Origin of the sequence: Clostridium fessum (genome assembly GCF_027698965.1) — a bacterium.
GTDB lineage: Bacteria > Bacillota > Clostridia > Lachnospirales > Lachnospiraceae > Otoolea > Otoolea fessa.
This window is the reverse complement of sequence record NZ_JAQEQF010000008.1, coordinates 1-26,900: the sequence shown is the minus strand read 5'-3', so window position 1 is coordinate 26,900 and position 26,900 is coordinate 1. Positions and strand designations below refer to the sequence as shown.

Here is a 26,900-nt window from a genome sequence, read left to right as displayed (position 1 = left end):
TTTTAAACGCTTTTAATGAATTGAAAAGGAACCGCCTGGGTCAGTCTATCAACTGGCATCAGGACGGTTCCTTTTTTGAAAGGAGAATGAATGTGACATAAAAAATTGAATGTATGCATTTCGTGTACGTATGAGGCATAATGCCTGTCAGACGAAATGGGTATTTCACGCTTATGCTACAAATGCGTACATCATCACATAATGGCACAGGCTTCCGCCCATGACAAACAGATGGAAAATCTCATGCGAACCGAAATTTTTATGCGTTTCATTGAAAATCGGCAGTTTTAATGCGTAGATAATGCCTCCAGCCGTATAGATGAGTCCGCCGGTCAGCAGCCAGAGAAATGCGCTTTTCGGAAGTGCCAGTACGATTTGACGGAACGCCAGCACGCAGATCCAGCCCATCGCGATGTAAACTAGCGAGGAGAACCACTTCGGGCAGTTGATCCAGAGCGCGTTGACGAGAATCCCGGCAATCGCGATACCCCAGACGAGCGCCAGAAGCCGGTAACCGGCGTTATTTCCAAGGACGATCAGGCAAACCGGTGTGTAAGTTCCGGCAATCAGGATGAAAATCATCATGTGGTCGATCTTACGCAGGATTTTATTAACGTGCTCGGAAATATTAAAGGTGTGGTAGGTCGTGCTGGCGGCATAGAGCAGAATCATGCTGACGATAAACACAGCCAACGCCGCAAGATGGCGCGAATCTGCTTCTCCAGCCGCTTTGTGAAGCAGCGGAACTGCCGCGATCACCGCGCCGATCATCGCGATAAAATGCGTCAGCGCGCTTCCGGGATCCTTTACGTGGAATTTATGATGCTTTGTTTCAACGAGTTCCGTTGTGTCAGATGTATGTTTTTGACTAAAAATCATAGGATAACCTCCTTTGCCGTAATCTCAATAAAGTAATTGTGAATATGATATGTAGTATTTAAAACTACATAGAATGTTTTTATATACTATACATCTTTTCTGAAAAATATGCAAGAGGGGAATGGGATATGTTATAATATAATGTATGAACAGTAACGAAAGGTTTTCACGTTTCGTGTGAGTTGGCAATAAATATATGCAATGGTTTGCATATGAAAATTTTAAAGAAGAGAAAGAAAAAAGGCTCATAGATGATTTGAGAAGTTAAAATGCTCGGGAATCCATGGATGAAGTAGAGAGGAAATCGGTTATGTTAGATATATTATACGAAGATAAAGATATTTTAGTTGTGGTCAAACCAGCTGGAGTTGAGTCGCAGACATCGAGACGCCTGGAGCCGGATATGGTCAGCGAGATAAAAAATTATCTCCACCAGAAGGTGCAGGAGACGAAAAAGTTATCCACAGGATTATCCCCAAAAGCGTCCACAGCCCCGGTGGATCCGTATGTTGGAGTTATCCACCGACTGGACAAGCCGGTGCGCGGTGTGATGGTATATGCCAAGAACCTGAAAGCGGCAGCGCACTTAAGCCGTCAGGTACAGGAGGGAAAACTGGAGAAAATCTATCAGGCGCTCGTATGTGGAAAACCTGTGGATAATGTGGGTAAGTACGTGGATTATCTGTTGAAAGACGGGAAAACGAACACCAGCCGGATTGTGGATAAGTCGGTCGCCGGTGCGAAACGGGCAGAGCTGGAATATCAGATATTAGAAAAAAAAGAACAGGAAGACGGTACCGTGCGTTCACTGGTGGAAATCCATCTTCACACAGGACGCCACCATCAGATACGCGTACAGTTTGCCGCGCATGGGACACCGCTCATGGGAGATACCAAGTATGGCGCACCAGCGGCTGCTTCCGTGGGACGTGCCCGCCGGGAACCGCTGGCGCTGTGCGCGGTCCGTTTATCGTTCCTTCACCCGGTGACGGGAAAAAGAATGGAGTTTTCCACCAAACCGCAATTTGTTCTGTGAGCGAACTTTTCTATAAGTCAAGAAAATAAAAGGTCAAGGGTGAATAGAAGGTAAGACGTGTATATTTTTATCCAGCCTGCCCATACTAGAGTGTGTACAAAGGAAGTACGAATCATAAATGGGCAAAGTCCATGGGTAAGCCCCGGAGCGACTAAAGAGGGCTTACAAAAGAGACCGCAGGAGCCGGGAGAAGCGGGAGCTGACACTGGTTTCCTGTGGTTTTTCGTTGCCATACATCCGGAAAAAAGGGCGTGTAGGTTTAAGGAAAAGACGTTTGTTTGAATGGATGTCTGTAGAAATCATAGAACCATAACGGTGTATGGCATAAAGAAAAAATCGGGAAGGTGGAGCAGACAGATGGCACTCAGCAGAAAACAGAAAAAAGCATTTCTCACAGTAGCAGTCACGGCGGGCGTGTATTTGAGTTTCCGTTACCTGCTGCCGCTTATATTCCCATTTCTGGCAGCGTATCTGATGGCGCTGCTTCTCCAGCCATCGGCAGCATTTCTCGAAAAACGGCTGCGAATCTCCTTCCGCGGGCGCATGATCGGCGTTCCCATCGGTATGATCGGGGGCGTGGAGCTGATTTTGCTGAGCATTTTTCTGGTCGGTCTGCTGGCAGCAGGGGGACGGCGTTTCACGGAGGAGCTGGAACACTTTTTAGAAGAGCTTCCAGGACGGATGGAGGAATTGTCACTGCTCGGACAGCAATTTGAACAGTCGATCGAGCGAGTCCTTCATCTGCCTGCCGGTAAAATCGGGCAGCTCTTTCGCGGAACAGGCTTGCAGGGCGGTGGACAGGTCAAGGAGATCCTGCTGCCGCAGCTCCTTCAGAAATCAGTTCCTGCTGCGGCGGGGATTGTGCGCGCGGTTATTGTGGTTGTTTTATTTTTCATTGCCTCGATTTTGAGTTTACAGGAGATGGACGAACTGCGCCGGAGGCGGTTTGATTCGATGTTTCACCGCGAATTTTTCCTGCTCGGCAGGCGCCTTGCGGTGACAGGAAGCGCATGGCTGAAAACCCAGTCGGTCATTTTCCTGATGACTTCGGCATTTTCGATGGCGGGGCTTTTGCTGATTGGAAATCCATATTACATTCTGGGCGGAATCGGAATCGGGGTTCTGGATGCCCTGCCGATCTTCGGCGCAGGGACGGCGCTGGTGCCGTGGAGTCTTTTTCTCCTGTTTAAGCGGGAGTGGGGACACGCGCTGATTCTCTTCGGGCTGTATCTGCTCTGTTATTTTCTGCGTGAGTTCACGGAGGCGCACCTGATGGGGAAGAAAATGGGGCTGTCGCCGCTTGAAACGCTGGCGGCGATCTATGTGGGCTTGCAGCTGTTCGGTCTGTTTGGATTTCTGCTGGGTCCGATTGGTCTGTTGATTATTAAGGATTTTGTGGAGGAGTATGGGGAAGAGAACGAAGGAGCGGATGCTCATTAAGTAGGCGCTTTTAGAGGAGAAAAGTGGAGTATTGGTGGATGGACGATCTGAAATTGCTTTTGAATGTGGAAATTTAAGGAGATGAAAGGATTTTTTAGAATTGCCGCGAGACAAAAGGATCATATATAATAGATAAGGAATTAAAAACGCATAAAAGTTCTGGAAAACAGCAGAGAAAGAGTTGCTGGAAGATAGCTGGATGTTAAGCTGAAATAAATATGCATATCATTTAATATGGAGGAACAAACGTGAATTTATATACAAAAGAGTCAGGCTCCGGACAGCCGATGGTGCTGCTTCACGGAAATGGAGAGGACAGCTCCTATTTTGTGAACCAGATATCCTTTTTTGAATCAAAATATCTCGTGATTGCGGTGGACACCCGTGGACATGGCAGCTCTCCGCGTGGTCGTGGGACATTTACCTTGGAACGGTTTGCTGATGATTTGAAAGGATTTCTTGACCGCCGGGGACTTAGGCGGATCATTTTGCTGGGGTTCAGCGACGGCGGCAATATTGCGCTGATTTTTGCACTGAAATATCCGGGATATGTCGATCGGCTGATTTTAAATGGAGCGAACTTAAACCCGTTTGGCATGAAGCCGTCCGTGCTGGCGGATGTGGCGCGGGAGTATGTGGGAGTTGTGGGGAAACTCTGGCTGCAGAAAAGCGGCATCGGGCAGATACGGGGAAAAATGCAGATGGCAGCAGGAAAAATGCGGACAGAAAAGCAATTTTCAAAAGAAAACGAAAAACAGAATGGACAGGAAGGACTGAATAAACAACAGAGAAGAAGCTGTCAGAAAGAAAAAATTCCTGAAAATAAGGAAAATGATCGGAAGGCAAATATACACAAAAAAGAGCTTTTATCCTTAATGTTGTATGAACCCTGGATCCGCCCTGAACTTCTCCACCGCCTGAAAATGCCCGTCCTTGTGGTAGCAGGGAGCGACGACATGATCCGCGAATGCCACACGCGCCAAATCGCACGTTCTCTGCCAAACGCAAGGATTCGGCTTTTAGAGGGCACCCATTTTATTGCAGCAGAGAACCCGGACGCATTTAACCAATGTGTTGCATCATTCCTGGAACAGACACAGGGCGGCGAGCTGGCGCAGATGAGCCGAGTCTGGGGCAGCCGGAGAGCCGGAAGGCTGGAGAAGGAGAAGATCCGTCGGGCGGCGGTGCTGGTACCTTTGATTCAGAAAGGCGGGGAGTACCACGTGGTGTTTGAGGTGCGCGCGGGAAGCTTAAAAACTCAGCCGGGCGAAATCTGTTTTCCGGGCGGTGCCGTTGAGCGGGACGAGACACCGAAGCAGGCGGCGATCCGTGAGGCGATGGAAGAACTCTTAATCAGTCGCCGCCAGATTCGCGTTATCGCGCCGTTGGATGTGCTGGAAGCGCCCGGGGCGATGGAGATTTCTCCATTTTTAGGTGCGCTGCAGGGCTACCGCTGGTCATATTCCGAGGCGGAGGTTGATCATACCTTTTCTGTCCCGCTCCGCTGGTTCGCGGAACATGAACCGGAGCGATATGAAACAGAACTTGTGACCGTGCCGGAAGAGACATTCCCGTTTGAAGATGTTCCGGGCGGACGCGATTACCGCTGGCGGCGCGGACATTACGATGTCTACTTCTACCGCCGCGAGGAAGGAATCATCTGGGGGATGACGGCGAAGATTCTGCGGTCACTGGCGGAGATGTACCGGGAGGACATTTTATTAAAATAGGATTCGTAAGATAGGGATAAAAACATTATTTTTTGTTCGGACGCAACCGAGTCAGTGACGACCGAGTAAAAAATGCGAGGCATCGTCAAGACTTGTACAAGGGCGAGTTCCAGCCTTGACAAACCCGACCGATTGGCGTAAAATCATAATACTGTCAGGATTTGCGCGGCTGAGTTTGTGGATGCCGTGGAAGAAATCCGGCGTTTGATTTTAGAACATCAAACAATAAGAAACTAAACAGGCGAAGAGAGGAATCAGTAAACTTTGACACACGTCCAGAGAGAAAGCCGTATGGTGCGAGGCTTTTGTGTCCCTGAAAGTTGAACCGGCCCTGGAGCTGTGCATGAAAATGCAACGTATTTCCGGCGTTAACGGAAGTTAAGTGAGCCAGAATCGGAACGAAATTCTGGTTAAGCAGGGTGGTACCGCCGAAGTTAAGCCATTCGGTCCCTTTGATCGCAGCGATCAGCAGGGATCGGATGGCTTTTTTATTTCTACGAAATAAAAAACAACAATGTACACTCGGCGCAGGGAAATATGGCTGTGATGGCAGTCGCGCCTCGGCGCCAAAATCCGGCAAGCCGGATTTCAATAAAATGTTTTTAACAAGGAGAAACGACATGGCAAAGGAAAAGAAAATGGTAGAAGCCATCACATCGATGGATGAAGATTTCGCCCAGTGGTATACGGACATCGTAAAGAAAGCAGAGCTTTCTGATTACTCCAGTGTAAAGGGCTGCATGATTATCAAACCGGCCGGATATGCGATCTGGGAGAATATCCGCAATGAACTGGACAAGCGCTTTAAGGCAACCGGCGTAGAGAACGTATATCTGCCTATGTTTATTCCGGAAAGTCTTCTGGAAAAAGAGAAAGATCACGTAGAAGGTTTCGCACCGGAAGTAGCGTGGGTGACACAGGGCGGTTTAGAGCCGTTACAGGAGAGAATGTGTGTACGTCCGACTTCCGAGACTCTGTTCTGCGATTTTTATGCACATGACGTACATTCTTACCGCGATCTGCCGAGAAACTACAACCAGTGGGCTTCGGTTGTACGTTGGGAAAAGACCACCCGTCCGTTCCTGCGTTCCAGAGAGTTCTTATGGCAGGAAGGTCATACCGCTCATGCAACCGCTGAGGAAGCACAGGAGCGTACCGAGATGATGTTAAATGTATACGCGGATCTGTGCGAGGACTTCCTGGCAATTCCGGTTATCCGCGGACGCAAGACCGACAAGGAGAAATTTGCCGGTGCAGAGGCAACCTACACGATCGAGTCCCTGATGCACGATGGCAAGGCACTGCAGTCCGGCACCAGCCACAACTTCGGCGATGGATTTGCAAAGGCATTTAACATCCAGTATCTGGATAAGGATAATAAATTAAAATACGTTCATCAGACTTCCTGGGGTATGACAACCCGTATGGTAGGCGCGATCATCATGGTTCATGGTGACAATAATGGTCTGGTTCTGCCGCCGAAGGTAGCTCCGACCCAGGTTATGATCGTTCCGATTCAGCAGGCAAAAGAGGGTGTTCTGGACAAGGCATTTGAGGTAAAAGAGGTTCTGTCCAACTTCCGTGTCAAAGTGGATGATTCCGACAAATCTCCGGGATGGAAGTTCAGCGAGTCCGAGATGCGCGGTATTCCGGTACGTGTCGAGATCGGACCGAGAGATATTGCTGAAAATCAGGCAGTTCTGGTTCGCCGTGATACGCATGAGAAGATTACGGTATCTCTGGATGAGATCGCAGCAAAGGTTGGCGAGCTTCTGGAGACGATTCACCACGATATGTTTGAGCGTGCAAAAGCACACAGAGATTCCCATACTTATGTAGCAACAACACTGGATGAGATGAAGGAGATCGCAGAAAATAAGCCAGGCTTCATCAAGGCAATGTGGTGCGGCAATCAGGAGTGCGAGGATAAACTGAAAGAAGTAGTCGGCGTAACCTCCCGCTGCATCCCGTTCAATCAGGAACATCTGGCTGACACCTGCGTATGCTGCGGCAAGCCGGCAACGAAGATGGTTTACTGGGGTAAGGCATATTAATATGATTCCAAAACGGATAGAAATGCCGGTCCAGGTCGAGGAAATCCTGGGAAAGCTGCGAGAACATGGTTACGAGGCATTTGCAGTCGGCGGCTGTGTCCGCGATGCGATCCTGGGGCGGATTCCCGGTGACTGGGATATCACGACCTCGGCGCACCCGGAGGAGGTGAAGCAGGTGTTCGGTCACACGATCGACACCGGGCTTCAGCACGGTACGGTCACGGTCATGCGTGATCATATCGGATATGAAATAACCACCTACCGGATTGACGGTGAATATGAGGATGGACGCCACCCGAAGGAAGTCGTATTTACTGCCGAACTGCGTGAGGACTTGAGACGGCGTGATTTCACGATCAATGCGATGGCATACAGCCACGAAACGGGAATTGTCGATATTTTCGGCGGGGCGGAGGATCTGGCAGCGCGCCGGATCCGTTGCGTCGGGGATGCGGGAGAACGGTTTACGGAAGATGCGCTCCGGATCCTGCGTGCCGTCCGCTTTTCGGCCCAGCTGGGATTTTCGATAGAGAAAAAGACCTGGCAGGCGCTCTGTGAGCTGGCGCCCTCCCTTGTCCATGTGAGCAAGGAACGGGTGCAGGTGGAGTTGACAAAAACACTCCTGTCCGACCGCCCGGAATTTATCTGGAAAACGGAGGCGGCAGGACTGGCACCGTACATTTCAAAGACATTTCCGGAGGTATTTGCGGCGTGGAAAAAGCAGAAAAGCTGTGCAAAGCAGAGGTTGGAAGAGAAGGTATATTCGAAGGATGTGCCAGCTGCTGACAAGGATGCGATCAAAACGGAAACGGCAGCGCAGCAGGGGCACATGTTCGTGAAACATGAATGTGAGACAGACATGGCGGGGGAAATTTCTGCTGCTGCGGCACATCTGCCAGCAGAAAAAGCCTTGCGCTGGTCGTATTTTCTTGCCCCGGCGGGCGAGGAAACTTGTGTCCGGGTTCTGAGAGAACTTAAGATGGACAACGACACGATCGATAAGGCGAAGATTCTGAGCCGTTTTGCATTCACGCAGATGGAACCGGAGGAAAGCGCTGTCCGCCACGCGATGAGTGCGATGGAAGATACGGTCTTTGACTGGCTGCTTCTCCTTCAGGAAGTTCTGATGCCGGAGCGCATGGATGCGGTGGAAATGGTTCGCTCACTTGCAAGGCAGATCCGGGAGCGCGGTGACTGTATCCGTCTTAAAACTCTGGCGGTAACCGGAAAAGACCTGATTCAGGCAAGCATCCAGCCGGGACCGGCGCTTGGAAAAACGCTGCATCTTCTCTTTGAAAAGGTGCTGGAGAATCCGGCTTGGAATGAGAAAGAGCGGCTTCTGGCTGAGGTGGAAGTGTTGAAACAATCGCAGAATGACAAAACCAGTAAAGCATAAGAAGATTAATAAATAAAAAGAGAAAAGAGGCAAAATCGTTTGGAACCGGCAGGACAAGCCGGACAAACGATTTTGTCTCTTTTCCTTTTGCTTTTTTAACAACAATATTTTCAATCAGAGGATGATTAAAAGAGTTATCCCAATTTCTTATACTCCCTGAAAAACAGCGCTGCCGTCGTCGCCACCGCAATCGTATCTGCCATCGGTTCTGCCACGAACACGCCGAATACCGGATTTGAAACGAAATGCGGCAGGATAAAGATCAGCGGAATCAAAAGCAGCACTTTCCGGAGCAATGCCAGAAAGACGGATGTTTTCGCATTTCCAAGGGCAATAAAAGTCTGCTGGCAGGCGAGCTGGACGGCAAAGAGCAGGGAAGCTGCCATATAGATCCGGAGCGCCCAGATGGTATAGCTGGCAAGGTCTGCGTCGCTGGTAAAGATGGAAATAAAAATCTGTGGAACCAGCATACATAAGAGCCAGAGCAAGGTGGAATAGCAGGCTGCCGAGCGCAGAAGCAGGTGAAACGCTTTTTTCACACGGTCGATATTTTTTGCTCCATAGTTAAAGCTGATGATCGGCTGCGCGCCCTGCGTGAGCCCCTGCAGCGGCAGCATGGAAAACTGCATGACGCTGGAAAGAATCGTCATCGCGCCGACCGCGGTATCGCCGCCATATTTCAACAGGCTGGTGTTAAAGCTGATGGACAGTGCACTTTCTGTAAACTGCATGATAAATGGCGCCAGTCCGAGCGCCAGGCATGGCAGGATAAATTTCTTCTGCGGGCGCAGGTTGCGGAGCCGTATCCGCAGGGTACTATGCGTTCCGGTCAGAAAACGCAGAATCCAGATACAGGAAATACCCTGTGAAAGGATGGTTGCAAGTGCTGCGCCGCGCACATCCAGATGCAGTCCGAAGATAAAGATCGGATCGAGGATGATGTTGCAGAGAGCGCCGATGGCAACGGTAATCATGCCGGTTTTGGCATAACCCTGTGCGTTGATAAAGGCATTGAGTCCGAGCGCCATCTGGACGAAGAAAGTGCCGCAGACGTAGATTTTCATGTAGTTCCAGGCATAGAGAATTGTCTTCTCACTGGCGCCGAACATCAGGAGGATCGGGCGCCCAAAGCCAAGAAACAGGGCGGTCAGGACGAGCGAAATGACGGTCAGCATGAAGGTACAGTTGCCGAGTACCTTTTCAGCAGAATCCTTGTCGCCTTTTCCCATCAGGATCGACGCCTGCGGGGCACCGCCCATGGCGGCGAGCGCGGCAAAAGCGGAAATGCACATGATAATTGGCATTGTGACGCCGACGCCGGTCAGGGCGCTGGGACCGATGTCCGGAATATGGCCGATGTACATGCGGTCAACCATGTTATAGAGAACGTTGATGATCTGTGCGGCAATTGCCGGGAGCGCCAGTTTAAAAAGAAGTGCCCCGATCGGCGCACTGCCGAGATCAGCTTCACGGGATGATGCTGCGCCTGAATGCGGGCGCGTATTTTCATCGTTGGAACGATGAGCGGATTGTATGGACAAAGAGAGCCCTCCTTTTCATTTACAGTAAAATATATTATTTGATTTTTTGCCTGATTGTTGGGACAAATAGCCAGACCGCTTTTTTATCCCAACGTGAATCATTGTAACATACCGTCAAAATGATGGCAATGAACAGAATTTCGTAATCACTCCACATTGGCGATTGTGTGTGATAGTTTGTGCACTGTGTTTCAAATCTGCGATATTTATGCATAAGCATATTTGTAAGCCCCCTCTCATAGGTTAGGAGTAGCAGGCTGGGTGTCTGATGTGCATATTTGCATAATCGTGTGAATGTTGCAATTAACATAGCTGTCAGCAGCTGTGGCCCGGCGTGAAAATGTGCTGTCCACATTCTTTTGGGAAATGGAAAGGCGGGCAGCCGGATAGAGGCAGGAGGGGGAAGCTGTGAACGAGAGAACAACCGAGGTGCTGGAACAGTATGAACTGGAAGTGCAGTCGAAGCGCCGTGGAAGAGGCGCGTGGATCTGCGAGACGAGTCAGGGGTTAAAACTCCTCCGGGAATATAAGGGGACCGTCAAACGTCTTGAATTTGAAGAACAAATCATGAATGTTCTGCAAAATCAGAAAACATGCCGGACCGATCAGTATATGCGGAACCGGGAGGGCGAGCTTTTGTCGGTGGCGGAGGATGGAACGCGGTGTGTTGTGAAGGAATGGTTTTCCGGGCGCGAGTGCAGTGTGCAGAGCGAGGCGGAGGTAGTCCGGGCGGTCGGGCAGATCGCGAAGCTGCACCGGACATTGCGCGGCATTGCGATCGATGAGTCGTGGAATCTGGGGTCAATTCTCACGCGTCCGGCGGTGGCGGAGATGGAGCGCCACAACCGGGAACTTGTCCGTACGCGGAATTATATCCGGAAAAAACGGCGTAAATCGGATTTTGAGAGGGCAGTCAGCGGAAGCTTTGCCATCTTTTATGAGCAGGCGCAGGAAGCAGCAGGCGGGCTGAAAGCGCAGATCGAGCGGAACGGCGAGCCGGAAAACTACCTGTGTCACGGGGATCTGAACCAGCACCATATTTTATTGGCAGAAGAAAATGAGATGGCGGTGATTGAATTTAACCGGATGCACCGGGGCGTCCAGGTCGAAGACCTGTATCATTTTACGCGCAAAATATTGGAAAAGCATGGCTGGGATTTGCGTCTGGGTATGCGGCTGCTGGAGACGTATGATCGTATTCTGCCGTTGAATGCACAGGAGCGGACATACCTCTATTACCTGTTTTTATATCCGGAAAAATACTGGAAACAGTTAAATTTTTATTATAATGCAGGCAAGGCGTGGATTCCAGTCCGCAGCATTGAAAAACTGCAGAAGCTGGAAGAACAGCAGACGGCGCGGAACCTCTTTCTTGAGGCAATCCGATAAGAAATGTTGATTTACATATGCATATAAATTCTTTGGTTAAGCGTATTCGATACATTATGGAGAAACTTTGAAAAGAGAAAAAATAAAGACAAAGAATAGTAACCGAAATTCTCTTTATTTTTCAGAATAATTATACTATAATGGAGAAAAAGAAAGTCATCCTAGAAGAAAGCAGGGGGTAAGTGAATCATGAAGGATTACATGACGATTTACAAAGAATGGCTGGAAAATCCATACTTTGACGAGGCAACGAAAGAGGAATTACGCGCCATTGAGGGCGATGAAAATGAGATTAAAGAGCGTTTCTATATGGATTTGGAGTTTGGTACGGCAGGACTGCGCGGCATCATCGGTGCAGGTATTAACCGGATGAATATCTACACCGTCCGCCGTGCGACCCAGGGACTGGCAAATTACATCATCAAGCAGGGCGGCGCGGCAAAAGGCGTGGCGATCGCATTTGACTCCCGTCATATGTCCCCGGAATTTGCCGAGGAAGCAGCGCTGACACTGGCGGCAAATGGCATCAAGGCGTACCGGTTCGAGACGCTGCGCCCGACGCCGGAGCTTTCCTTTGCCGTCCGCGAGCTTGGCTGCATCGCCGGTATCAACATCACTGCCAGCCACAACCCGCCGGAGTACAACGGCTACAAGGTTTACTGGGAGGACGGCGCACAGTTTACACCGCCGCATGACAAGGGCGTGACTGAGGAAGTTATGGCGATCACCGATCTTTCCACCGTTAAGACGATGGGAGCACAAGAGGCAAAGGCAAAAGGACTCTACGAGATCATCGGTGCAGCGATCGACGACAAATATATTGCACAGGTCAAGGCACAGGTAGTCAATCAGGGCGCGATTGACCGCATGCAGGATCAGATCACGATCGTGTATACACCGCTTCACGGCACGGGCAATATCCCGGCACGCCGTGTGATGAAAGAGCTTGGATTTACCCATGTATATGTGGTTCCTCAGCAGGAGCTTCCAGACGGCGATTTCCCGACCGTCAGCTATCCGAACCCGGAGGCAAAGGAGGCATTTGAATTGGGACTGGCTCTGGCAAAAGAGAAAAATGCAGACCTCGTTCTGGCAACCGATCCGGATGCCGATCGTCTGGGCGTGTATGTCAAAGATACCAAGTCCGGCGAATACATTCCGCTGACCGGCAATATGTCCGGCTCCCTGCTTTGCGAGTATGTGCTCAGCCAGAAACAGGCAAACGGCAAGATTCCGGCAGATGGACAGGTTGTTAAATCCATCGTTACGACGAATCTGGTAGATGCAGTTGCGAAGAATTACGGCGCAGAGCTCATCGAGGTTCTGACCGGATTTAAGTGGATCGGCAAACAGGTTCTTAAAAATGAGCAGGAAGGCAAAGGAACCTATCTGTTTGGCATGGAAGAGAGCTATGGCTGCCTGATCGGTACATACGCACGCGATAAAGATGCCATTTCCGCGACCGCAGCACTCTGCGAGGCAGCTGCCTATTACAAGGAAAAAGGCATGACGCTGTGGGATGCGATGGTCGAGATGTACGAGAAATACGGCTATTATAAAGATGAAGTGAAGTCCATCGGCTTAAAGGGCATCGAGGGACTGGCAAAGATTCAGGAGATCATGGAATATTTCCGCGCCCACACACCGTCCGATTTTGCCGGACATAAAGTGCTGGCTGTCCGCGATTACAAGGCAGATACCGTCAAGGATCTGGCAACCGGCGAGGTAAAACCGACCGGACTTCCATCCTCCAATGTTCTCTACTACGAACTGGAAGACAACGCATGGCTCTGCGTCCGCCCGTCTGGAACCGAGCCGAAGATCAAGTTCTACTACGGCGTGAAAGGTACCTCCCTGGAAGACGCGGCAGCGAAATCAGAGAAGGTAGGCGAGTCTGTGATGGCGATTGTCAATGGACTGCTGTAGAAAAATAAAAAGAAGATGTGAAATAAGTTCCTAAAAGAAATAGGACCATTCGTTCATGCGAAAGGTCCTATTTTTGTGCTATTTTGTTCTTTTAATTCTTTCAACGCCGCTGCAAATTTCGACGAAACCGCAGTAGGATTTCCTCTCAGCAGCCCGCGGCGGTAGAAGGCATGGAGCTTTTTAGTCGGGCGCAGGGACTGGCGGCGGTGTTTGAGTTCTTCTAACCGGGTGCTCAGGCGGGTGAGGCGGTTGTCGAAGGCGATGCGGGCATCGACTTCGGTGCGGACTTCGGCAATGCGCTCGTTGACGCGCTGTTTGGCAGCTTCGATGCGTTCTGCGTTTTCTGCTTTGGCAGCTTCGATGCGGGAGGTGGTTTCTTCTCGAACATCGGACAGGCGTTTTTCGGCGAGTGCCTTGGTCTCAGCCAGGCGCTCTTTGTGTTCGGTGGCAGCCGCCTGCAGCTGTCTGGCAGTCTCGGCGCGTGCGGTTGCCAGACGTTCTTCGGCGTCACTGCGGACGGCGGCAAGTCTGCGGGCGGCTTCTGCCTGGGCGGCTGCCAGTTTTTCGGCTGTTTCTTCACGGGTCAGGGCGCCGCGCTCAATGGCTTCCTCACGCAACAGCTCGATCTTGGACTGGAGCTCTTCGATATCGGCTTTGAGCTTCGTCATAGCTTCCAGCGTATGACCCAGAGCCAGGGCTGCCTTGATGGATTCGTAAGCATCGGCGGTGAAAAGAACGCTGATGACGAAATCGCAGATGAGCAGGATAACCGGAGGAACCGCAAGCACAGTGCGGGCGATCGGATCATGGATGACATCGGTCATAAGGATCGTCAGAAATCCCCATGCGATCGAGGAAGTCAAGCAGATATAGCCGTGCAGCTGGAACGGCTGGCTGCTGTAATCCCAGTAGCGGACCTTGAATAGGCGTTCCATGACGGCGCCGGTGACATATTCAAGCGCCGTGGCGGCGATAAAACCGGAAATATAGACGAGCGGCAGGCTGTCCCGCACCGGCAGAGACACCCAGAGCATCATCACCGCGCCGGAACCGTAGAGCGGCAGCATCGGAAGCCGCAGAAATCCGCGGTTGACGAGCCGTTTCTGTTTCAGGGAAACATAAGTCGATTCGAAAATCCACCCTAAAAAGCAGTATACATAGAAAAAAGCTAGCCATTGGTACCAGGTATAGGTATACATAAAACCTCCTTTAGAAAATCAAGTCATTTTCTCATTGGTTGAAAAACGTATCTAAAATGAAGTTGTTTCTTATCTTACTATATAAATCTAGAAAAGTTCAAGGCATCTGGGTGAAAAAAGATAATTCCAAAATCTCCGCTTGCCACAAAAGCACGCTTCGTGTACAATAAATCGAAGTCGGCTTTGCCACAGACAGCAGGCAGACGTACAGAAAGCAAATCTTATATGAAGTGGAGTTGTTTTCCAGGATAAAATTTGCAGAAAAACAAAGAACAATTCAACAAATACAAACAATTTACAATAAAAAGAAAAATAGGAGAGGTACACACGTGAGTATACTGAATGTAGAACATTTAAGCCACGGTTTTGGTGACCGGGCGATTTTTCAGGATGTTTCGTTCCGCCTGTTAAAGGGTGAGCACATCGGTCTGATCGGTGCGAACGGCGAGGGTAAATCGACGTTTATGAATATTATTACCGGGCATATGCAGCCGGACGAGGGAAAAGTAGAGTGGTCAAAGCGGGTGCGCGTCGGCTATCTGGATCAGCACACGGTGCTGGAAAAAGGCATGACGATCCGCGAGGTTTTGAAGAGCGCATTTTCCTTCCTGTTTGAGCTGGAAGTGCAGATGAATGAAATCTGCGACCATCTGGGCGAGGCATCGGAGGATGAGATGAACGTGATGATGGAAGAGCTGGGAACGATCCAGGATCTTCTGATGAACCACGATTTTTATTCCATCGATGCGAAGGTGGAGGAAGTCGGACGTGCGCTGGGGCTGACCGATATCGGTCTGGACCGCGATGTAACGGATTTGAGCGGCGGACAGAGAACGAAGGTACTGCTCGGGAAATTGCTTCTGGAAAAGCCAGATATCTTGTTGTTGGACGAGCCGACGAACTATCTGGATGTGCAGCACATCGAGTGGCTGAAACGGTATTTGCAGGAATATGAAAATGCGTTCATCCTGATTTCACACGATGTTCCGTTCTTAAATAGCGTAGTAAATATCATTTACCATATGGAAAATCAGCGGCTTGACCGCTATGTGGGCGATTACGACAAGTTTCTCGAGGTGCACGAGGCGAAGAAAGCGCAGCTCGAGGCAGCGTATAAGCGTCAGCAGCAGGAGATCGCGCAGCTGCAGGATTTTGTGGCACGTAATAAAGCGCGTGTTTCCACGCGAAATATGGCGATGTCCCGCCAGAAAAAGCTGGATAAAATGGATGTGATCGAACTGGCGAAGGAAAAACCGAAGCCAGAGTTCAACTTCCTGGAGGCGAGAGCCTCCGGAAAATGTATTTTTGAGACGGAGGATCTGGTGATCGGTTACGACGAGCCCCTGTCCCGTCCGCTGAACCTCTATATGGAGCGCGGCGAGAAGATTGCGATGGTCGGTGCCAACGGAATTGGAAAGACGACGCTTTTAAAGAGTATTTTAGGTTTGATTCCAGCAGTGTCCGGCAAGGTGACGCTGGGCGATTATCTCTCCATCGGCTATTTCGAACAGGAGATGGCGCCGGGCAATACGACGACCTGCATCGATGAGATCTGGAAAGAATTTCCGTCCTACACCCAGTACCAGGTGCGTTCCGCACTGGCAAAATGCGGTCTGACGACCCAGCACATCGAGAGCCAGGTGCGCGTGCTCAGCGGTGGCGAGCAGGCAAAAGTGCGCCTGTGTAAGCTGATCAACCGCGAGACGAACCTTCTGCTTCTCGACGAGCCGACGAACCATCTGGACGTTGAGGCGAAGGAGGAGTTAAAGCGTGCGCTGGCGGCGTACAAAGGAAATATCCTTCTGATCTGCCATGAACCGGATTTCTATGAGGGATTCGCAACGAAGGTCTGGGACTGCAGTGAGTGGAGTCTGAAAATATAAGAAAAAAATGTTTTTCAGCGTACCCCAACATTCAGTATAGAGCCCTTTTTCTAAGGTGCCTGGCACTGACAAAAAACAGGAACGCCATCGGCTGAGAGTCCGACGGCGTTCCTGTTTTTCTTAAATTGGGAATGGTAGGTATATATAAAAAAGAAATTGGCTTAGGGGGGCCGGACGATTTGTATCGTCCGGTATGAGTATGAAAAAGCTTTTTTATTTCAAGTAACACTTGAAACAAAGGCCTGTTACCCTTTCGGATAACATACTTGTATTATAGGAGAAACTTGTGACTAAAATATGTCCCTTTCATAAAAAAAATATAAAGTCCATAAAAAAATAAAAACCTCTTTCAAAAGAATCGAAAGTTGTATATAATAGTAAGTGGTATAGTCCGCTCTAAAACAATGCGCGGGCTGGATGCAGCGAAAAAAGCTGAAATAAAGAAGATAAAATACAATGAAACTCATAGATTTATGTACTCAAGAGTGCATATTCAGAGCAGGAGGAAAACAACTATGTTGATGTCCAATGATATTGGTATCGATCTGGGTACAGCCAGCATCCTTGTATATATCAAGGGAAAAGGTGTCGTACTGAAAGAGCCGTCCGTAGTGGCGATCGATCGGGATACGAATAAGATCATGGCGATCGGCGAGGAAGCCCGCCTGATGATCGGCAGAACCCCTGGCAATATCGTAGCGGTCCGTCCGTTGCGCCAGGGGGTTATTTCAGATTATACAGTGACAGAGAAGATGATGAAATATTTCATCAACAAGGCAGTCGGCAAGAAGACACTCCGCAAGCCGCGTATCAGCGTCTGCATCCCGAGCGGTGCGACCGAGGTAGAGCGCAAGGCGGTTGAGGATGCGACTTATCAGGCTGGCGCACGCGAGGTTTCGATCATCGAGGAGCCGGTAGCAGCTGCGATCGGCGCTGGTATCGATATTTCCAAGGCGTGCGGCAACATGATCGTAGATATTGGTGGTGGTACGGCAGATATCGCCGTTATTTCCCTGGGCGGTACCGTAGTCAGCACTTCTATTAAAGTGGCTGGTGATGACTTTGACGAGGCACTGGTCCGTTACATGAGAAAGAAACACAATCTTTTGATCGGTGAGAGAACCGCTGAGGAGATCAAGATAAATATCGGTGCGGCATACCGTCGTCCGGAGGTAATCACGATGGAAGTGCGCGGACGAAATCTGGTTACCGGACTTCCGAAGACGATCGTTGTCACATCCGACGAGACGCTGGAAGCGCTGCGCGAGCCGGCACTCCAGATCGTAGATGCCGTTCACAACGTACTCGAGCGGACGCCGCCGGAATTGGCAGCCGACATTTTTGACCGTGGTATCGTACTGACAGGCGGCGGCGCACTGTTAAGCGGTCTGGATGCCCTGATCGAGGAGAAAACTGGCATTTCCACGATGATCGCAGAGGATCCGCTGACCGCAGTTGCGATCGGAACTGGTAAGTTTATCGAGTTCGCACACGGTGAGAAGAAAAACTACGATTAAAGAGAACCGCCGGAAGACGGATAGCATAAAAATATGGCAGCAGTTAAAGGATATATTGAAAAAATAAAATACCGCAATGAGGACAATGGCTATACGGTTCTCTCTATCAGCGGCTTGGACGACGGGGAGGAATATGTGCTGGTTGGCACTTTTTCCTACATCGCAGAGGGCGAGATGATCGAGGCGAGCGGGCGTATGACCGAGCATCCGATTTACGGGGAACAGATGGCGGTGGAAAGCTATGAGCTGAAAGCGCCTGAGGATACTGTTTCCATGGAACGATATTTAGGCTCCGGCGCCATCAAAGGCGTCGGGGCTGCTTTAGCTTCCAGGATTGTTAAAAAATTTAAGGCGGACACATTCCGCATCATGGAAGAAGAGCCGGAACGCCTCGCGGAGGTCAAGGGAATCAGTGAAAAAATGGCGATGTCCATCGGTGAACAGGTCGAGGAAAAGCGCGATATGCGCCAGGCGATGATGTTTCTGCAAAATTATGGCATTTCCATCAATCTGGCGGTTAAAATCTACCAGGAATACGGTCCGGCAATGTACACGATTCTCCAGAACAATCCGTATAAGCTGGCGGACGATATTCCGGGCGTTGGTTTTAAGATGGCAGACGAGATCGCGGCGAAGATAGGAATCGTGGCAGATTCGGATTTCCGCATCAAGAGCGGCATCCTGTATACACTCTATCAGGCGACGGCGAACGGGCACACATACCTGCCGGAGGACGAGCTGGCGGATCGGGCGGCAAAGCTTCTACAGGTTGAGATTTCCGAGATTGACAAGCATCTGATGGATATGCAGATGGATAAACGGCTGGTGATCCGGGAGAGGAAACAGCAGAAAACAGCAGAAATGGATGTTTTCGTTCAGGCGGAATCGGCAGTGTCGGGGCAGATGCAGCCGCAGCCAGATGTTTTGGGTGAACCGAATGCATCAAATGTATCAAATATAGCAAACGCCCCGGAACGCGCCGTTTATGCATCACACTACTATTATACCGAGCTAAACACCGCCCGCATGCTGCACGACTTAAACATCACTGGTTCCGAATCGGAAGAACAGATTCGGAAAAGTCTGGCAGTCATCCAGAAAGAGGAACAGATCGAGCTGGATGAACTGCAGATCCGCGCGGTGATTGAGGCGGTCAACTGCGGACTTTTGGTAATCACGGGCGGTCCGGGTACCGGAAAAACGACGACGATCAACACGATCATCCGGTATTTTGAAAAGGGCGACATGGATATCCTGCTGGCAGCCCCGACCGGACGCGCAGCAAAAAGGATGACCGAGGCGACAGGCTATGAGGCGAAGACGATTCACCGCCTGTTAGAGCTGACGGGAATGCCAGAGGAGGATGAGAAGAGCCGGACGACTTCGATGCATTTTGAGCGGAACGAGGACAATCCGCTGGAAGCTGATGTCATCATTATCGATGAAATGTCGATGGTGGATATCAATCTGATGCATTCGCTGCTCCGGGCGGTCAATGTCGGCACACGTCTGATTCTGGTGGGTGATGTGGATCAGCTTCCGAGCGTCGGACCGGGCAATGTCCTGCGTGATATCATCGAGTCAGAGTGTTTCCATGTGGTAAAGCTAACCCGGATTTTCCGGCAGGCGGCGCAGAGCGATATTATCGTCAACGCCCACCGCATCAATGCCGGAGAGCGCATTCCGATCGGAAAGTCAAGCAGGGATTTCCTCTTTATAAAGCGTGATGATCCGAATGCGATCATCAATGCAATGATCACGCTGGTACGTGAAAAACTGCCAAATTACGTCCATGCCGATTTGTTTGAGGTACAGGTCATGACGCCGATGCGGAAGGGAGTGCTGGGATCGATACGGTTAAATTCCATTTTGCAGGAATTTTTAAATCCGCCATCGGCAGAAAAGGCGGAAAAAGAGTATGGCGAGACGACGTTTCGTGTGGGCGACAAGGTCATGCAGATCAAGAACAATTACCAGATTGAGTGGACTTCCTACAACCGCAGCGGCATCCCGGTGGACAAGGGAGCCGGCGTGTTCAATGGGGATCTTGGGCGCATCCGCGAGATCAATACCTTTGCGGAGCTGGTAACCGTGGAGTATGATGAGGGAAAACGTGTCGAGTACAGCTTCAAGCAGCTGGAGGAGCTGGAACTGGCATATGCGATCACGATCCACAAGTCGCAGGGAAGCGAGTATCCGGCGGTCGTGATTCCGGTCTGGAGCGGACCGCATATGCTGATGACGCGGAATCTGATTTACACGGCGGTTACAAGGGCAAGAGCCTGTGTCTGCCTGGTCGGTGTCCCGTATGTGTTTCAGCAGATGGTGGACAATGCGATGGAACAGAAGCGCTATTCGGGACTGCGCGACCGCATTGAAGAAATTATGGAGACATTGTGATAAAAAATATAAAATGGAATCAATTCCCCCGCGCCGCTCTGGATGCGCTATATCCAAGGCGCTGCCCGGTCTGCGGGGAGATCGTGACGCCGAAGGGCGGGCTTATCTGTCCTTCGTGTCTTTTGAGGCTTTCGCCTGTCAAATCGCCGGTTTGTCAGAAATGTGGAAAAGAAGTTTGGAGTGAAGAAATCGAATATTGTCCAGACTGTGTGAAACACCGCCGGTCATTTGTGCGTGGGATGGCACTCTTTAACTATACGGAGGAAGCTGCGCGCTCGATGGCAGCGGTTAAATATAAAAATAAGAGGGAATATCTCGATTTTTATGCCGAAGCTGCAGCGGAAAAGCTGAGGCAGCATGAAAATCGGGAGGAGTGGCAGTTTGACGGTCTGGTTCCCGTTCCGGTCCACCCGGCGCGGAAACGGAAACGTGGTTTCAATCAGGCGGAGGTTCTGGCAAAGCGGATGGGCGAGCGGCTGGAAATGCCGGTGTGCCCGGAATTTTTATATCGGATACGAAATACAGAACCCCTGAAAGAGCTGAATCCAGATGAACGGCTCCAGAATTTACAGCAGGCGTTTCAGGCAGATGCGGAGGCAATCCGGGCAAGTGGTGTGCAAAACGTGCTTCTCGTGGATGATATTTATACGACCGGAAGCACGGCGGAAGCGTGTACCCGGGCGCTTCTGTCTGCGGGGATCGAAAAAGTCTGTTTTTTTGCCGTTTGTATTGGACAAGGACGCTAAAGTGGGATATGATAGAGAAGATAAGCAGAGGGAAGCCTTATAAGTGGAAATACTCCGGCATTTCTGGATGAAAAGAATAGTAGAAAGCATTTGAATCTAAAAGTTTGCGGGAGAGGCAAAAAGAGGTTCAGGAGACGGAAGGAATGCGGGGGAGATTTCAAGTAAGAAAGAAAAGGAGTAAAAAGAATGCAGGAATTTGAATATCGCCTTGAAAAGGAAGATTATAAAAACTGGATTCACTGGAACGTGCTTAAGCATGAGTCCAAGAAAATGAAGATGGTGTCGGCACTCTTATATGTCGCATTTTTAGCTCTCTTTCTGGGAAAAAATGTGATGCAGGCAAAGGGCAATCTGGTTCTTCTTGTACCGTCCATCGTGATAGCGGTGCTGGTTGGCATTGGCATGTTTTACATGATTTCAAACCAGAACCAGGAGCGGATGATCTGGAAACGGAGCGGACTTAAAAATTTGGAAAAGACGGGCAATTTCCCAGTCGTACATCTGACGCTGGATGAGAAGACACTGACCATGACGGTTGCGGCACAGGAGATGACCAAGACTTACAGCTACAGCGACATTGAGCAGATGGTTGAGATTGAGCGGATGTATCTGCTTGAGACGAACGAGAAAACCTGGCAGTTTATCGCCAAGTCGGCATTTTCCAGCGAGGAAGAGCAAAAGCAGTTTGAGACATTCATGAATGAAAAGCTTGCGGATGCCAAGGAAAACCCGGAAGAATATCCATCCGTGACAAAAAATCCGGAAAATGCGGAGAATCAGGAGGGCGGCGCCCTGCATCAGAACGCCGCGCTTGAGGATGATGTTGTGGAAGCTGATGAGCCGGAGATCACCCGCGTGGATACAAGCCATATGGGTAAGATTGGAAAAATGGCGCATTTTATCGGAAGCCAGGCGGCGGATGAGGAAGAAACCGATGAGCCTGAAAAGGCGGAGCCGGATACCACAGACAGCCATGAAAATGTGGAAGAAAAGACAGACGCTGTAAACGAGGAGAAAGTGGATGAATAAACCTTTCTGATTGTTTTATAGCATCATTGTAAGTCCTGATAATGTGAAATATGAGGCGCGGGCAGAATCTGGTTCCAGCCTGCACTAAGTGAAAACGATATCTATAATATAAAAGAGGCGGCGAATGTCGGCAAGTTATTGCTTGACGCGCCGCTTCTTTTATGATATAGTAGACGGGCGAATGGAAGAACATAGGTCTTTTTTTTATGCTCAAAAACCAGATTTCCGGTTGGAGAGTGGAAAGATCGCATACTAAGAAAAATGGAGGTGGAAGTTGTGCGTACAAGAATTACACTGGCATGCACAGAATGCAAGCAGCGCAATTACAACATGACCAAGGATAAGAAAACTCATCCGGACAGAATGGAAACCAAAAAGTACTGCAGATTCTGTAAGACACACACGTTACACAAAGAGACGAAGTAAGAGTAACTGGTTGGTTCTGCGCGATCGGGCATCTGCCTGAGCGCTTTGGAGGACAAAAATGGGTGATACAGAAAATACCAAAAAAGCTCCTAAAAAGAGTTTCTGGAAAGGTTTAAAAGCTGAGTACAAAAGGATCATCTGGCCTGACAAAGAGACAGTTACGAAGCAGACTGGAGCGGTCATCGCCGTTTCCGTTGCGCTGGGACTTATCATTGCGGCTCTTGACACGGCAATCGTGTTTGGACTGCACTTCGTTATGTAAAGGCAAAGGTGAGAAATATGGCAGAAGCAAATTGGTATGTAGTGCATACTTATTCCGGCTATGAAAACAAAGTAAAGGTTGACATCGAAAAGACGATCGAGAACCGGAACCTTCAGGATCAGATCTTAGAGGTTTCCGTGCCGATGCAGGAAGTTATCGAAGTCAAGAATGGAGCCAATAAACAGGTTGCCAAGAAGATGTTTCCCGGATACGTACTGATCAACATGGTTATGAATGATGATACCTGGTACGTAGTACGCAACACCCGCGGAGTGACCGGGTTTGTTGGTCCGGGCTCCAAACCGGTTCCTTTGACGGAAGAGGAGATGGCCGGTCTCGGATTTAAGGAAACCGGCGTTGTCGTTGACTTTGAGGTCGGCGACACGGTTGTTGTAACGACAGGGGCATGGAAAGATACCGTTGGTGTTATCGAGTCCATCAACGAGGAAAGACAGACCCTGACGATTCGTGTAGAACTGTTTGGCCGTGAGACACCGGTTGAACTGAACTTCACAGAGATCAAGAAGATGATGTAAAGAGGTTCATTTATGAGCCTGTGGGAGGGAAATCCCCGCAATTACCACAATTTATAGGAGGTGCCAACAATGGCAAAGAAAGTTACAGGATATATTAAATTACAGATTCCTGCTGGAAAGGCTACACCAGCTCCGCCAGTAGGTCCGGCTCTTGGACAGCACGGTGTAAACATCGTACAGTTCACGAAAGAGTTCAACGCTAAGACAGCAGACCAGGGCGATATGATCATCCCGGTTGTTATTACTGTATATGCTGACAGAAGCTTCAGCTTCATCACAAAGACTCCGCCGGCTGCCGTTTTGTTAAAGAAAGCTTGCAAGATTAAATCCGGTTCCGCTACACCGAACAAGACTAAGGTAGCTAGCATCTCGAAAGAGGATCTGCAGAAGATCGCAGAATTAAAGATGCCTGACTTAAATGCAGCAAGCCTTGAAGCTGCTATGAGCATGATCGCTGGTACAGCAAGAAGTATGGGTATCACAGTTGCCGAGTAATTTTCGGGATGTTTATCAGTAACGTGGGAGGGAATTCCCCGACAATACCACTAGGAGGTTTTTTATAATGAAAAGAGGAAAAAGATACGTAGAGGCTGCTAAATTAGTAGATCGCGCAAGCCTTTATGAAGCTGCAGATGCCATCTCCATCGTGAAGAAGGCTGCAGGTGCTAAATTCGATGAAACCGTAGAACTTCATATCAGAACTGGTTGTGACGGCCGTCATGCTGATCAGCAGATCCGTGGTGCAGTTGTACTGCCGCACGGAACTGGTAAGACCGTTCGTATCCTTGTATTTGCTAAGGGACCGAAGGCAGAAGAGGCTCAGGCTGCAGGCGCAGATTTCGTAGGCGCTGAGGAGCTGATCCCGAAGATCCAGAACGAGGGATGGTTAGACTTCGACGTAGTAGTAGCTACTCCGGACATGATGGGCGTTGTAGGACGTCTTGGTCGTGTACTTGGACCGAAGGGCTTAATGCCGAACCCGAAGGCTGGTACTGTTACTATGGATGTAACCAAAGCTATCAATGATATCAAAGCCGGTAAGATCGAGTACAGACTTGATAAGACTAACATTATCCACGTGCCAGTAGGTAAAGCTTCCTTCACAGAGGAGCAGTTAGCGGACAACTTCCAGACGCTTATTGACGCTATCCTGAAGGCAAAACCAGCTACCTTAAAGGGCGCTTACTTAAAGAGCGTAACCATGACTTCTACCATGGGCCCGGGCGTTAAGCTGAACGTAGGTAAGCTGATTGGCTAATCAGAAGACGTTATAGAATCAAGAGGATGAGGGACTTTTGGGTCTTTCGTCCTCTTTTTTTCGATTGTCGAAAAAATATAAATAAAGTCAAAAAAACAGTTGACTTTATACTTTAGTAGTGATAAAATATGTTCTGTTGCCGCTGAGAAAGCGGAAACAAAAATTAAAGAGTCAAGACGCACAGGTGATTGTGAAAACTTTCAAAAAGAAAGTGAAAAAGTCCTTGACAAAAATGAATATCCATTATATAATGGTTAAGCACATTTTTGGAGAGATATCGAAGCGGTCATAACGAGGCGGTCTTGAAAACCGTTTGTCCGAAAGGGCGCGTGGGTTCGAATCCCACTCTCTCCGTTTCAAAAACGGTTATTAATTTCATAAGATATGAAAATCAACCTGCAGAAGTACCCAAGAGGTTGAAGGGGCTCCCCTGGAAAGGGAGTAGGTCGTTAGTAGCGGCGCGAGGGTTCAAATCCCTCCTTCTGCGTTCGATGCGAAAGCATCAGGAACCTTGAAAACTGAACAGTATGTAAAACCCTGAAAATTCTAAGAACAAAGGCTTTTGGTTAAGCCTTGAAGTTCAAGAGAACATTCAGAACATTCGCGATAAAAACAAGTCCATGACTGCTTGCAGGCATGAGCGAGTTGAACGCGATGAGCAAAATGCAAATTTTGCGAAGAACCAAAACAACAGTAATAACGGTTAAAATTAGCCAAGCGAATTTTGACTGGAATCAAAACTTTAACATGAGAGTTTGATCCTGGCTCAGGATGAACGCTGGCGGCGTGCTTAACACATGCAAGTCGAACGAAGCAATCTAACGGAAGTTTTCGGATGGAAGCTAGATTGACTGAGTGGCGGACGGGTGAGTAACGCGTGGGTAACCTGCCTCACACTGGGGGACAACAGTTAGAAATGACTGCTAATACCGCATAAGCGCACAGGACCGCATGGTCCGGTGTGAAAAACTCCGGTGGTGTGAGATGGACCCGCGTTTGATTAGCTAGTTGGTGGGGTAACGGCCTACCAAGGCGACGATCAATAGCCGACCTGAGAGGGTGACCGGCCACATTGGGACTGAGACACGGCCCAAACTCCTACGGGAGGCAGCAGTGGGGAATATTGCACAATGGGGGAAACCCTGATGCAGCGACGCCGCGTGAGTGAAGAAGTATTTCGGTATGTAAAGCTCTATCAGCAGGGAAGAAAATGACGGTACCTGACTAAGAAGCCCCGGCTAACTACGTGCCAGCAGCCGCGGTAATACGTAGGGGGCAAGCGTTATCCGGATTTACTGGGTGTAAAGGGAGCGTAGACGGTAAAGCAAGTCTGAAGTGAAAGCCCGGGGCTCAACCCCGGGACTGCTTTGGAAACTGTTTAACTAGAGTGCTGGAGAGGTAAGCGGAATTCCTAGTGTAGCGGTGAAATGCGTAGATATTAGGAGGAACACCAGTGGCGAAGGCGGCTTACTGGACAGTAACTGACGTTGAGGCTCGAAAGCGTGGGGAGCAAACAGGATTAGATACCCTGGTAGTCCACGCCGTAAACGATGAATACTAGGTGTTGGGGGACAAAGTCCTTCGGTGCCGTCGCAAACGCAATAAGTATTCCACCTGGGGAGTACGTTCGCAAGAATGAAACTCAAAGGAATTGACGGGGACCCGCACAAGCGGTGGAGCATGTGGTTTAATTCGAAGCAACGCGAAGAACCTTACCAAATCTTGACATCCCTCTGACCGGCGAGTAATGTCGCCTTTCCTTCGGGACAGAGGAGACAGGTGGTGCATGGTTGTCGTCAGCTCGTGTCGTGAGATGTTGGGTTAAGTCCCGCAACGAGCGCAACCCTTATCCTAAGTAGCCAGCAGTTCGGCTGGGCACTCTTGGGAGACTGCCAGGGATAACCTGGAGGAAGGTGGGGATGACGTCAAATCATCATGCCCCTTATGATTTGGGCTACACACGTGCTACAATGGCGTAAACAAAGAGAGGCGAGACCGCGAGGTGGAGCAAATCTCAAAAATAACGTCTCAGTTCGGACTGCAGGCTGCAACTCGCCTGCACGAAGCTGGAATCGCTAGTAATCGCGAATCAGAATGTCGCGGTGAATACGTTCCCGGGTCTTGTACACACCGCCCGTCACACCATGGGAGTCAGTAATGCCCGAAGTCAGTGACCCAACCGCAAGGAGGGAGCTGCCGAAGGCAGGACCGATAACTGGGGTGAAGTCGTAACAAGGTAGCCGTATCGGAAGG

Annotated in this window: 20 protein-coding genes, 2 tRNA genes, 1 rRNA gene and 1 other annotated feature; of the genes, 20 read left to right on the top strand and 3 right to left on the bottom strand. The window is 49.7% G+C overall.

What is annotated here, in order from left to right:
* Positions 1-171: 171 nt before the first annotated feature.
* On the bottom strand, positions 172-879 hold the full coding sequence (gene trhA, locus PG862_RS10775) for a PAQR family membrane homeostasis protein TrhA (RefSeq protein ID WP_270707375.1): 708 nt from the start codon (positions 877-879) through the stop codon (positions 172-174).
* A 310-nt stretch (positions 880-1,189) separates the two neighbouring features.
* Here trhA and PG862_RS10770 point away from each other — a divergent pair, with 310 nt between their 5' ends.
* The 5 genes from PG862_RS10770 to PG862_RS10750 all read left to right on the top strand — a co-directional run bounded on the left by PG862_RS10770 (position 1,190) and on the right by PG862_RS10750 (position 8,535).
* Positions 1,190-1,915, top strand: a complete 726-nt coding sequence (locus PG862_RS10770; protein ID WP_270707374.1) for an RluA family pseudouridine synthase — start codon at positions 1,190-1,192, stop codon at positions 1,913-1,915.
* Between the two features lie 357 nt (positions 1,916-2,272).
* Positions 2,273-3,355, top strand: coding sequence for an AI-2E family transporter (locus PG862_RS10765; protein ID WP_270707373.1), 1,083 nt, complete (start codon positions 2,273-2,275; stop codon positions 3,353-3,355).
* 248 nt (positions 3,356-3,603) lie between these two features.
* The gene (locus PG862_RS10760; RefSeq protein WP_270234911.1) at positions 3,604-5,085 is read left to right on the top strand and encodes an alpha/beta fold hydrolase; all 1,482 of its coding nucleotides are present in this window, start codon (positions 3,604-3,606) and stop codon (positions 5,083-5,085) included.
* 235 nt (positions 5,086-5,320) lie between these two features.
* Positions 5,321-5,540 (top strand) — a binding site (T-box leader).
* A gap of 165 nt (positions 5,541-5,705) precedes the next feature.
* Complete coding sequence (proS, locus tag PG862_RS10755) at positions 5,706-7,139, top strand: proline--tRNA ligase (protein WP_022359111.1); 1,434 nt, start codon at positions 5,706-5,708, stop codon at positions 7,137-7,139.
* Between the two features lies 1 nt (position 7,140).
* A complete protein-coding gene (locus tag PG862_RS10750; RefSeq protein WP_270707372.1) occupies positions 7,141-8,535 on the top strand; it encodes a CCA tRNA nucleotidyltransferase in 1,395 nt (464 codons plus the stop codon).
* 134 nt (positions 8,536-8,669) lie between these two features.
* Here the strand turns inward: PG862_RS10750 and PG862_RS10745 are convergent, their stop codons facing one another.
* The gene (locus tag PG862_RS10745; protein WP_270707442.1) at positions 8,670-10,070 is read right to left on the bottom strand and encodes an MATE family efflux transporter; all 1,401 of its coding nucleotides are present in this window, start codon (positions 10,068-10,070) and stop codon (positions 8,670-8,672) included.
* A 414-nt stretch (positions 10,071-10,484) separates the two neighbouring features.
* Here PG862_RS10745 and PG862_RS10740 point away from each other — a divergent pair, with 414 nt between their 5' ends.
* Positions 10,485-11,465: a phosphotransferase gene (locus tag PG862_RS10740; protein WP_118472558.1), complete on the top strand. Its 981-nt coding sequence runs from the start codon at positions 10,485-10,487 to the stop codon at positions 11,463-11,465.
* 189 nt (positions 11,466-11,654) lie between these two features.
* The gene (locus PG862_RS10735; RefSeq protein WP_022359107.1) at positions 11,655-13,391 is read left to right on the top strand and encodes a phospho-sugar mutase; all 1,737 of its coding nucleotides are present in this window, start codon (positions 11,655-11,657) and stop codon (positions 13,389-13,391) included.
* Positions 13,392-13,444: 53 nt separating this feature from the next.
* Here PG862_RS10735 and PG862_RS10730 read toward each other — a convergent pair whose 3' ends face one another.
* Positions 13,445-14,590, bottom strand: coding sequence for a putative ABC transporter permease (locus PG862_RS10730; RefSeq protein ID WP_270707370.1), 1,146 nt, complete (start codon positions 14,588-14,590; stop codon positions 13,445-13,447).
* 329 nt (positions 14,591-14,919) lie between these two features.
* On the opposite strand from PG862_RS10730, the gene PG862_RS10725 reads away from it, so the two are divergent.
* From PG862_RS10725 to PG862_RS10665, 13 genes are all read left to right on the top strand, one after another.
* Positions 14,920-16,473: an ABC-F family ATP-binding cassette domain-containing protein gene (locus tag PG862_RS10725; RefSeq protein WP_022359105.1), complete on the top strand. Its 1,554-nt coding sequence runs from the start codon at positions 14,920-14,922 to the stop codon at positions 16,471-16,473.
* 515 nt (positions 16,474-16,988) lie between these two features.
* Positions 16,989-17,990 (top strand): rod shape-determining protein, encoded by a 1,002-nt coding sequence (gene mreB, locus PG862_RS10720; RefSeq protein ID WP_022359104.1) that lies wholly within the window; start codon positions 16,989-16,991, stop codon positions 17,988-17,990.
* Positions 17,991-18,023: 33 nt separating this feature from the next.
* Complete coding sequence (gene recD2, locus PG862_RS10715; protein WP_270707368.1) at positions 18,024-20,390, top strand: SF1B family DNA helicase RecD2; 2,367 nt, start codon at positions 18,024-18,026, stop codon at positions 20,388-20,390.
* On the top strand, positions 20,387-21,136 hold the full coding sequence (locus tag PG862_RS10710) for a ComF family protein (RefSeq protein ID WP_270707366.1): 750 nt from the start codon (positions 20,387-20,389) through the stop codon (positions 21,134-21,136). Before recD2 ends, PG862_RS10710 begins: the two co-directional genes overlap by 4 nt.
* Positions 21,137-21,322: 186 nt before the next feature.
* Positions 21,323-22,165 carry a YcxB family protein gene (locus tag PG862_RS10705; RefSeq protein ID WP_118653108.1) on the top strand — a complete coding sequence of 281 codons (843 nt, stop codon included), beginning with the start codon at positions 21,323-21,325 and terminating at the stop codon, positions 22,163-22,165.
* Between the two features lie 261 nt (positions 22,166-22,426).
* The gene (rpmG, locus tag PG862_RS10700; RefSeq protein ID WP_207722866.1) at positions 22,427-22,591 is read left to right on the top strand and encodes a 50S ribosomal protein L33; all 165 of its coding nucleotides are present in this window, start codon (positions 22,427-22,429) and stop codon (positions 22,589-22,591) included.
* Positions 22,592-22,649: 58 nt separating this feature from the next.
* A complete protein-coding gene (gene secE, locus PG862_RS10695) occupies positions 22,650-22,853 on the top strand; it encodes a preprotein translocase subunit SecE (RefSeq protein ID WP_022359100.1) in 204 nt (67 codons plus the stop codon).
* A 17-nt stretch (positions 22,854-22,870) separates the two neighbouring features.
* Positions 22,871-23,389: a transcription termination/antitermination protein NusG gene (gene nusG / locus PG862_RS10690; protein WP_022359099.1), complete on the top strand. Its 519-nt coding sequence runs from the start codon at positions 22,871-22,873 to the stop codon at positions 23,387-23,389.
* Between the two features lie 69 nt (positions 23,390-23,458).
* Positions 23,459-23,884, top strand: coding sequence for a 50S ribosomal protein L11 (gene rplK / locus PG862_RS10685; RefSeq protein WP_022359098.1), 426 nt, complete (start codon positions 23,459-23,461; stop codon positions 23,882-23,884).
* Between the two features lie 67 nt (positions 23,885-23,951).
* Entirely contained in the window at positions 23,952-24,647 is a 696-nt protein-coding gene (rplA, locus tag PG862_RS10680; RefSeq protein WP_022359097.1) for a 50S ribosomal protein L1, read from the top strand.
* Between the two features lie 268 nt (positions 24,648-24,915).
* Positions 24,916-25,001 (top strand) — tRNA-Ser (locus PG862_RS10675).
* Between the two features lie 44 nt (positions 25,002-25,045).
* Positions 25,046-25,134 (top strand) — tRNA-Ser (locus PG862_RS10670).
* A gap of 256 nt (positions 25,135-25,390) precedes the next feature.
* Positions 25,391-26,900: ribosomal RNA gene (locus PG862_RS10665) — 16S ribosomal RNA — on the top strand; the annotation flags it as partial.